The organism is Faecalibacillus sp. MSK20_93, assembly GCF_020589945.1.
GTDB lineage: Bacteria > Bacillota_I > Bacilli_A > Erysipelotrichales > Coprobacillaceae > Faecalibacillus > Faecalibacillus intestinalis.
This window is the reverse complement of sequence record NZ_JAJDKA010000076.1, coordinates 1-10,192: the sequence shown is the minus strand read 5'-3', so window position 1 is coordinate 10,192 and position 10,192 is coordinate 1. Positions and strand designations below refer to the sequence as shown.

Here is a 10,192-nt window from a genome sequence, read left to right as displayed (position 1 = left end):
TCTATAAAAATTAGTTCCTATTTTCTCTTATTTCCAGTTTCTGCTTGCAATTCGGTTTTTTTTCAAAAAAAAAGAATAGATCCATAAGATCCATTCTAAATTTTCTACTATTCTCCACCTAAATCTTTTACATCATTTTCAGTTATCTTATCACCGTTTTCAACACAATCAATAAGTTTAGTAATCTTTTTAACATATGATGCGTAAGGTTTCATAACATAGATTGATGTACCATGCATTGAATAAGTTTGATCTGTCATATACCCTTTTCCATCAAGTTGTACATTGAAAACATCCCATTCAGCATTATCATCTAGTTGCATATTAATTAATGATTTAATTTCGTCAGAAGACATGTTTGTTTCAAAGCATCCTTCGATTGCTGTTAAGATTCTTTGAAAATTAGTAATAATCTTTGGTGACATTGCCTTATTCAACATTGCTTTTAATAATTTTTGTTGGTTACGTCCTCGATCATAATCTCCACTTGGTAAATTATATCTTTCTCTTACAAAACATAGCCCTTTATCACCATCTAATTCATTTTCACCTTTTACAATATGATAGTTACCATGTCTTGTTGTAAATTCATAATCAGAATCAACAGTTACTCCGCCTAATGCGTCAATAATATTTGTAATACCACTAAAGTTTGTTCTTGCATAATAGTTAACATCTAAATCTAAAAAGTCTTCAATCGTTGAAATAGTCTCTTCAACACCATAGATACCAGTATGTGTCAATTTATCCATTTTACCATTTTTATGAAGTTCAATTTCACAATCACGTGGAATACTTGTCATTAAGATTTGTTTAGTTTTTGGATTAACAGTAACAATTAAGTTAACATCACTTCTTGATACTGTTGATACAGAACCATATGTATCGATTCCAGTTACATATACATTAAATGGCTTTTCAGTTACATCTGTTACTGCTGTTGTTACCGATTTTGCTTTTTTATCAAATTCATATGTTTTTACAATTCTTGTTTCTTCATCAAAGCCTTCATGATTTAACTCTAACATTGATTTATATTGTGTTCCAACAACAATTGCATCTACTTCTTTATTATAAAGAGCATCTGCTAATTGAGAATATGTATCATATGTCGTATACTTTTGTGTATCAATCGTTTCTTCCATTTGTGCTAAAGCTTTATTTAATGTAGCTTTTTCTTTTTCATATGATCTACCAAAATTAACACCTTTTAAACCATCAAGTGATGCTGTTCCATAATCACCATCTTTTAAAACAATGACATTGATAGCGTATTTTTGAGTTGTTGTTTGTACATTATTTAAGAAAGTATTTCCTCTTGCAGCAAAAGTACTTCCAATTACTAAAACAATTGAAACAATTAAACTCAACACTTTAGAAATAATAGTTCTTTTACTTGTTTTCCCTTCAACAATTTTTTTCTTTCCTGTTTGAATAATAATCCAAAACAATAAAACCAATGCTGCCAAAACAGCAGCTAAAATAGCAAAGTATTTAACAGGTAATAATTTTGTTAAATACACAAAATATAAAAGGACACCAGATGCGACAACTTGTAATGTCAAAATAAGTGCTCTGGATGTCATAAATCGCATAAATTTGTTTTGTTTCATAATCATCCTCCATATGTTGGTTAATTCTCGTTTATCATAGCACAATCGACATTTTATAGCAAATCGCCACTATTTTCTAGATAACATCCAAATATATACTGATTATCTTCTATTTTTGACAATTTTTTCCCATTATATTTTCTACATATTTCTTCTATCAAATATTCATTCTTCTTAAAATGATGATCAACGACAATCCCATTTTCAATCAAGCATCTTATCTTAATAATTGTATAATATCTTTGACTTTCTATCGTATAATGAATTGCTTTATGTGTTGTTTCTTGACTAAGAACAATCGCATGATCCAATAAAAATTTTAAAATAGTGGCTAAGTCATAAGAAGAAACACCTTGATAAATTTGATCAGAATAAGTTCCATAAAAATCAATCTGATGTTCCTTCATGATTTCTGTATACCGATTAAAAACATAATTTAACACAATGTTGTTTGTGTGAATAACCTCTGTCGGTATTTCTAATGATATATCTTGAAGTTCAATTTCCTGATTTTCTTTTAAATCTTTAACAAGCTTTTTATAATCATGAATAATTTTGTTATATTTTTTACTTTTTTGATTAGCAATTTCCACAAGTGTTTCTTCATACTGTAATGCTTGTTCATGAATTTTTCGATTCATTAAACGTTGATAGTACTGCGTCATTTCTGAACATAATATATAAATCAATACAATCATCATTAATGAAACTACATACAAACAAATAATCGATGATAAACGCATTTGATTCATCAGATATTCATTAAAAGTATAAAGATCTAAAAAAATAATAGCTACAAGTGTTATCATAACAAAAAACCAAATATGTTTATTTAATTGAAACTCTTCCTTCAAATACTTTTTTAAATAAAAATATTCTATCAACCATATTCCCTTAGAAATAAAAGTAATCAAATATCCTAAATATCCATCATAAGCATAAACAATATAATATAGTGATTGTTGATTTAATAAAAACATACACAATCCATTAATAAGCAACATATTAACATTCACAAAAATAAGTTTAATTATCTTATTATAAATGTCACCATCATAAAAAAGATGAATATATATTAAGCTTATAATCAATAAGATAATGCCTCCATAACTTATAGCAAAATATTTATTCATCATTAAAGATAAAAAACTCATAAATACTATAAAGAATATTTTATTATACTTTACCTCTTCTCTATTTTTAAAGAATAAATCAAGATACATCACATAAATTAAATTTTCTATCAAAACATAAATAATATCTAAAAATAATTTCATCGTATTTTATATTCCTGATAAGCTTCTTTTACAGAATTTTTATATTTATAACTTAAAGGTAGTTGTATTTCATTTTCTAAAACCACCATCATTTCTTTTAGATTAATGTATTGAACATATCTCATATTTACAAGGATTCCATAAGAAATTGTAATAAAATCATTTTTCTTTATCTTCTTAATAAAATCTTTGAAAGTAGAGCGTATTTTATACTCCTCTCTTCCATGAATTACAATATAATTTTTATCTGTATGTATATATTGTATATCATCATAATATATCGCAACAATTCGATTACCACTTTCTACAATAATTCGATCGTGATCTGATTCTAATTTTTTAAGTAATCTATTCATCTTATTGTGAATATCTTCTTTTAATTTCTTTTTTCTAATAAAATCAAAAATATCATAATCTATGCTTTTATAAACAATATGATCATATTTAGTAATGATGATTCTAATGTATTTACTCATTTGAGTTTCTTTAAAAAACTCAAATGCTGTCATATTTTCCATCTCATAGTCTATATAAACAACATCCAAATAATCAATTTCATCAATCAACAACTTTGCTTCTTGAAAATATGATACTTCAAACATTTCATACTCTTGTAAGCAATTATGTATTTCTTCTAAAAAGTTTTTTTCATCATCTAAAATTGCTACTTTATACATTATTTCATCTCTTGAACCATTTTTACATACTCCACAATTGTTTTATATGTTCTTCTTGTTTCTTTGTTTTTCATAAACTCTTTTGGCATATAAATATGGTCTTTAGCTTCTGCTTCTCTTTCATCTAATGGAATAGGTGTATTGACAACTCCTAAAATATAATCACATGAAACATTAAAAAATTTAGCCATTTCAGCAACTAAATATATATCTGGGATGGTTCTATTTTGTTCATAAAACTGTATTGTTTTCAATGATACCTTAAATACTTTTGATAATTCCTTTTGTGTCATTCCTTTTTCTAATCTTAAATATTGTAATCTCTCTCCTAACATTATTTTGTCCTCCATAAAAAGATTCTCGTTTGATAAATAAAGAATTGCGATATTCTACTATCTCAAATAGTATTATATACTTTTTAATCAATAACATTCTAGTTAATTTTCCCACTATTTCTTTAATTTTCCCTAATAGTATCAAATTTTATTTTTTTCTATAAAATAAAATTGAAATCAAGAAAGGAAGTATTATATATGAACCACCTTGCTAAGTATCTAACAATGAAAATAATTCCTAGAGAATATGAAAATGATTTAGATCAAATTGAACTTGCAATTTATGGAATGGAAGGATTGTTATGCAACCTTTCTACCCTTTTTGTAGCAATTATTTTATCATTCATTTTTCATACAACTTACGAATTCGTTTTATTCATTTTCTTTTTTATACCATTAAGATTATCCTATAAAAGTTTTCATTGTTCATCATTTCTACAATGTCTTGTCTTTTCAAACATGATCATTCTCTTTGCCTCATATTTTATTAAATATGTTACAAATATCCCTTTTTTAAGATTGATATGTTTGAGTTTAATAGTAGCCAATTACACTTTATCTTTTGAAAAAAACAAAAGACTTCATTGCATAGAAATATTGATTTTATACTTATGCTCTTTTATTGATTCATCTTTACTTGTTATTTACTTGATTTCTTTATTTATTAACACTATTTTAATTTTATTGAAAAGAGGTGAAAATCATGTTTAAAGGATTATTTGATTTATTAGTTGGTTTTGCAGCAGTTTTAGATGTACCTCCTTCATGGTGGATCTTATATGAGCCAAAGAAACCCCAAGCATTAAAAAGCAAATAAAAAGATGATAAAAACTATCATCTTTTTATTTTCTATTTTATAATATTTCTATGGAAAAATATTATACAACAGGACAATTTGCGAAAATGGCAGGTGTCACATTAAGGACAATTCGATATTATGATAAAATAGGGCTTTTAAAACCATCGCATATTCTAGACAATGGATATCGTCAATATTGTAATAAAGATTTAATTACTCTTCAAAAGATTCTTGCTTTAAAAGAACTTGGATTTTCACTAGAAGAAATCTATCCTCTTATTATAGATAATGATAAAGATAGTTTTAAAGAATCTTTAAAACTACAAACTTCTTTGATTAACCAAAAAATGAATCATCTTAATAATTTAAAAGCAACCATTAAAAGCACTGAAAAAATTTTAGAACATGATCAAATTTCTTGGGAAAAGATTATTGAACTCATTAATCTCACAAATAATGATGAAAGCATTATTCAACAATATTTCAATAGTCAAAACTTATCTACACGTATTTATCTTCATGATCATTTTTCTATTAATAAGGAAAGTTGGTTTGAATGGCTCTATCATCAAATAGACTTTTCTCATGTTTATCAACTTTTAGAAATTGGTTGTGGAAATGGAAAACTATGGGAAAATAATACCTATAATCTAAGAAATAGAGAGATTTTCTTATCAGATATTAGCGAAGGAATGTTAGAAGATACCAGAAAAAAACTTGGTAATGATTATAACTATATTGTTTTAGATGCTCAAAATATTCCTTTTAAAAATCATTTCTTTGATACGGTGATTGCAAATCATGTTCTCTTTTATCTGCAAGATTTGAATCTTGGTCTTTTGGAAATATCTCGTGTTCTTAAGGATTATGGAATATTCTATTGTACAACTTATGGTAAAAATCATATGAAGGAAATTACTGAAATTGTTCATAATTTTGATTCACGTATTCAACTATCTAATAATAACCTTGTAGAACATTTTGGATTAGAAAATGGAAAAACTCTTTTAAGCCCTTATTTTAAACAAATTGAATTAAAGAGGTATGATGATTATTTAATAGTTGATGACGCTAAAGCGTTAATGAACTATATAATGAGTTGTCATGGCAATCAAAAAGAATATTTAGGATATCGTTTAAAAGAATTTCAAGCTCACCTTGAAAAAATCATTGATGAAAATAATGGAATTAAAATTACTAAAGATTGTGGTTTATTTATTTGTAGAAAGTAGTCATACTTTAAGTGTGACACTTTTTTTATTGATAAAATGAAGAAATTTTATATTTTGTATTGACACTTACGTAACGTCATGGTTTATTGTTTAGGAGTAAACAAAAGGAGGTACTTCTATGAAAGGTATCGTATTAGCAGGAGGATCTGGAACAAGACTTTATCCTCTAACACAAGTAACAAGTAAACAATTATTGCCAATTTATGACAAACCAATGATTTATTATCCTTTGAGTATTTTAATGGATGCAGGAATTAAAGATATTTTAATTATTTCTACACCTGATGATACTCCTCGTTTTAAAGAATTATTAGGTGATGGACATCAATTTGGTATTTCACTTCAATATAAAGTGCAACCATCTCCTGATGGATTAGCTCAAGCCTTTATTTTAGGTGAAGAATTTATTGATGGTGAAGCCTGTGCCATGATTTTAGGAGATAATATCTTCCATGGTCATGGTTTATCAAAACGTTTAAGAAGAGCCGCAAATAAAGAAGATGGTGCTACTGTTTTTGGATATTATGTTGATGATCCTGAAAGATTTGGTGTTGTTGAATTTGATGAAAATGGAAAAGCTATTTCATTAGAAGAAAAACCAGCTCAACCTAAATCAAATTATGCTGTCACTGGTTTATATTTCTATGATAAACATGTTGTAGAATACGCAAAACAAATCAAACCATCTGCACGTGGTGAATTAGAAATCACTGACTTAAATAAAATCTATCTTGAAAAAGGTAATTTAGATGTTGAATTATTAGGTCAAGGATTTACATGGTTAGATACAGGAACTCATGAAAGTTTAGTAGATGCAACTAACTTTGTGAAAACTGTTGAAACTCATCAAAACAGAAAAATCGCTTGCCTTGAAGAAATTGCTTATAACAACGGATGGATTTCTAAAGATGAATTAAATACAGCATATGAACTTTATAAAAAGAATCAATATGGTAAGTATTTAAAAGATGTAATGGATGGAAAATTTATAGATCAATAAAAAGGAAGTAAAAAAGATGAAAGTTATTGAAACAAAAATTCCAGGTGTTTTAATTGTAGAAACAGATGTTTTTGGAGATCACCGTGGATACTTTACAGAAACTTATTCAAAACCTAAATATGAAAAATTAGGTATTACTGTTGATTTTGTACAAGACAATATGTCTTTTAGTGCACAAAAAGGAACTTTACGTGGTTTACATTGGCAAAACCCACCTTATGCACAATCTAAATTAGTATCTTGTACTAAAGGAAAAGTTATTGATGTTGCAGTAGATATTAGAAAAGGAAGTCCAACATTTGGTGAATGGGTTTCTGTTGAATTAAGCGCTGAAAATCATCGCCAATTCTTTATTCCACAAGGATTTGCCCATGGATTCTTAACTTTAACAGATGATGTTGAATTTAGATATAAAGTAGATAATGTGTATAATAAAGAATCTGAAGGTGGTATGCGTTATGATGATCCAACAGCTAATGTTGATTGGGGATCATTATTAAATGGTATTGAACCTGTTTTAAGTGAAAAAGATCAAACAGGACCAACTTTAGAAAATTCAAATAATCAATTTGTATACGAAGGAGATAAATAAATGAAAATTTTAGTAACAGGTGGTGCAGGTTTCATTGGTGGAAACTTTGTACATTATATGGTTAATAAATATCCAGAAGATATGATCGTTAACTTAGATAAATTAACTTATGCAGGTAACTTAGAAACTTGTAAACCAGTTGAAGGTAAACCAAATTATAAATTCGTTAAAGGTGATATCGCTGATAGAGAATTTATCTTTGATTTATTCAAAAAAGAAAAATTTGATGTTGTTGTTAACTTTGCAGCTGAATCACATGTAGATAGAAGTATTGAAGATCCTGAAATCTTTGTTAAAACAAATGTTATGGGAACAACTACTTTATTAGATGCATGTAATGAATTTGGTATTAAAAGATATCATCAAGTATCTACTGATGAAGTTTATGGTGATTTACCATTAGATAGACCTGATCTATTCTTTACAGAAGAAACACCATTACACACATCTAGTCCATATAGTTCATCAAAAGCTTCTGCAGATTTATTCGTATTAGCTTATCATAGAACTTTTGGATTACCAGTAACTATTTCAAGATGTTCAAATAACTATGGTCCTTACCATTTCCCAGAAAAATTAATTCCATTAATTATTTCTAGAGCATTAAATGATGAAGAATTACCAGTATACGGTACAGGGGAAAACGTACGTGATTGGTTACATGTTTATGATCACTGTGTTGCAATCGACTTAATCATTAGAAAAGGTCGTGTTGGAGAAGTTTATAATGTTGGTGGACATAACGAAAGAACTAACTTAGAAGTTGTTAAAACAATCTTAAAAGCTTTAGGTAAACCTGAATCATTAATCAAATTTGTTTCTGATAGAAAAGGTCATGATATGAGATATGCAATCGATCCAACTAAATTAGAAACTGAATTAGGATGGAAACCAAAATATACATTTGATACAGGTATTCCTCAAACAATTGATTGGTATTTAAATAACAAAGAATGGTGGGAAAACATCATTTCTGGTGAATATAAAAACTATTTCCAAAACATGTATGTAGATAAAGGAAGAGTTGAAGAATAAAAAACAAATGGATCTCGTCATGAGATCCATTTTTAATTAAACTGATATATATTTTTATCTAAATATTCACTACTTTTTTGTACTTCTTCATTAATATAATCTTGGCCATATTTTTCAATAATCGTTGGTAATTCAGAAAATAGATTCGTACCTAGTGCTAACTTATTCCCTTCTATATTGAATCCCATTGCAGCCAATGTTGTAGGATACATATCCATATGTGTAAATTGTCTATTTTTTATTTGATCAGTCGTCACTTTAGAATTAATAAAACAATTGTATGTCGTTCTTTGGTAATCTGACGGAACATCATTAACATATTGTTGTGCCATTGTTGGATGATCCCCAACTAAAACAATGGTTGTATTTTCATACCAAGATTGACTTTTACACCAATCAATAAAACTATTAATAAGTTTTGATTGACATGCATATACATTTTCATATCTATTTTCATATGTATCAGGGCAATATTTACATAGAAACCCGTTAGGCATATGACAATCTATAGTTGCCATCGTAAAATTGAATTTACCTGTTTGTGCAAGCTGCGTAATCTCATTCTTAGCTAATTCGAATAATTTATAATCGTCTAATCCCCATTGATTAAGTTCATTACTTTTAAATGAATATTCCTGTTTTAACGAATTAATATCACATATTTTATCAAATCCATGCTGTAAAAATAATTTATCTGTCCCAGCAAATTCTTTTTGAGAACCAATCATAAGTTCTTGTATATATCCGTTTTCATTTAAAATATCTCCAATTGTTTTAGCACCTGGCATAAATCGATTTTGTTGATCCATATCATTAGCAACTTCAACTTTTAAAGGTAATCCTGTAAATTGTGATGTCATGGATGCAATCGTCCAAGTTGTACCTGTAAAAGGTAATGCTCCACCTAGTTGGTCAGTATTAGAAAAATTAGTATTTTGTTTCGCTAATTCAGTTAATTCAGGTAAACAGTTAACATTCTTGATACCACCATTTTCAGTGTCTAAAAAAGTATTTTCAAATGATTCTAAATAAATATAAATAAGATTATTTGTATTATCTCCACTAATTTTAACATCTTTGGGATTCTGATAGATAATTGTACTATCTCCTATATATTCAGTATTTTTCTTTTTATGTACTTTCTTTTTTTTGTTATAAATTGTTGTTTTTTGAGATTGATAATTGAAATAAGCAGTAACATTATAACGGTTATTTGTATATAATAAACTTAATATCAATGTTATTACAATCAATAGAGAGCCCATGTACTTTAAATATTTGAAAGCTTTAGATGAACATTTTCTACGTAGATATAAAACACCAAAAATAAAAAGAATACTTAAAACAAATGATACAACAATTACTCTAATGATATAAGAAAAAATAACTGATGTATCTGTTCCACTCGTAGGTGATAAAAAAGTGAATAATATTTCTTGAAACTTTACATTTCCAAAATTATTATAAATCCAAATATTCGAGTTCAATAAAAGGATATTAATAAAAATAATTATTGTAAAAACTGTAAGTAAAATCTTATTTTTTTTCTTCAACAGGATCACCTCACATTTATATATAAAAAAAGAAGGAACTGGCAACGAGCTATTTTCGCACAATGTACTATCTTCGCCG

General features: G+C 27.2%; 11 protein-coding genes. 6 read left to right on the top strand and 5 right to left on the bottom strand.

The features are described from left to right. Positions 1–107: 107 nt before the first annotated feature. The 4 genes from LJD34_RS14705 to LJD34_RS14690 are packed head-to-tail and all read right to left on the bottom strand — an operon-like array spanning position 108 to position 3,902. The gene (locus LJD34_RS14705) at positions 108–1,613 is read right to left on the bottom strand and encodes an LCP family protein (RefSeq protein ID WP_032089393.1); all 1,506 of its coding nucleotides are present in this window, start codon (positions 1,611–1,613) and stop codon (positions 108–110) included. 53 nt (positions 1,614–1,666) lie between these two features. Next, positions 1,667–2,890: a hypothetical protein gene (locus LJD34_RS14700; protein WP_032089394.1), complete on the bottom strand. Its 1,224-nt coding sequence runs from the start codon at positions 2,888–2,890 to the stop codon at positions 1,667–1,669. Then, positions 2,887–3,567, bottom strand: a complete 681-nt coding sequence (locus tag LJD34_RS14695; protein ID WP_227360248.1) for a LytR/AlgR family response regulator transcription factor — start codon at positions 3,565–3,567, stop codon at positions 2,887–2,889. Before LJD34_RS14695 ends, LJD34_RS14700 begins: the two co-directional genes overlap by 4 nt. Beyond that, entirely contained in the window at positions 3,567–3,902 is a 336-nt protein-coding gene (locus LJD34_RS14690) for a helix-turn-helix domain-containing protein (RefSeq protein ID WP_172583748.1), read from the bottom strand. The genes LJD34_RS14695 and LJD34_RS14690 overlap by 1 nt, the downstream gene beginning before the upstream one ends. A gap of 198 nt (positions 3,903–4,100) precedes the next feature. On the opposite strand from LJD34_RS14690, the gene LJD34_RS14685 reads away from it, so the two are divergent. The 6 genes from LJD34_RS14685 (at position 4,101) to rfbB (ending at position 8,560) form a co-directional block, all read left to right on the top strand. Beyond that, positions 4,101–4,613, top strand: coding sequence for an accessory gene regulator B family protein (locus tag LJD34_RS14685; RefSeq protein ID WP_032089396.1), 513 nt, complete (start codon positions 4,101–4,103; stop codon positions 4,611–4,613). After that, positions 4,606–4,719 (top strand): cyclic lactone autoinducer peptide, encoded by a 114-nt coding sequence (locus tag LJD34_RS14680; protein WP_227360247.1) that lies wholly within the window; start codon positions 4,606–4,608, stop codon positions 4,717–4,719. Before LJD34_RS14685 ends, LJD34_RS14680 begins: the two co-directional genes overlap by 8 nt. 50 nt (positions 4,720–4,769) lie before the next feature. Next, a complete protein-coding gene (locus tag LJD34_RS14675) occupies positions 4,770–5,933 on the top strand; it encodes a MerR family transcriptional regulator (RefSeq protein WP_175302077.1) in 1,164 nt (387 codons plus the stop codon). A 118-nt stretch (positions 5,934–6,051) separates the two neighbouring features. Continuing rightward, the gene (rfbA, locus tag LJD34_RS14670; protein ID WP_032089398.1) at positions 6,052–6,933 is read left to right on the top strand and encodes a glucose-1-phosphate thymidylyltransferase RfbA; all 882 of its coding nucleotides are present in this window, start codon (positions 6,052–6,054) and stop codon (positions 6,931–6,933) included. Between the two features lie 16 nt (positions 6,934–6,949). Then, a complete protein-coding gene (rfbC, locus tag LJD34_RS14665; RefSeq protein WP_022001318.1) occupies positions 6,950–7,525 on the top strand; it encodes a dTDP-4-dehydrorhamnose 3,5-epimerase in 576 nt (191 codons plus the stop codon). Next, complete coding sequence (gene rfbB, locus LJD34_RS14660; RefSeq protein WP_022001319.1) at positions 7,526–8,560, top strand: dTDP-glucose 4,6-dehydratase; 1,035 nt, start codon at positions 7,526–7,528, stop codon at positions 8,558–8,560. 32 nt (positions 8,561–8,592) lie between these two features. Here rfbB and LJD34_RS14655 read toward each other — a convergent pair whose 3' ends face one another. Further along, entirely contained in the window at positions 8,593–10,113 is a 1,521-nt protein-coding gene (locus LJD34_RS14655; protein ID WP_264474835.1) for an LTA synthase family protein, read from the bottom strand. Positions 10,114–10,192 lie beyond the last annotated feature (79 nt).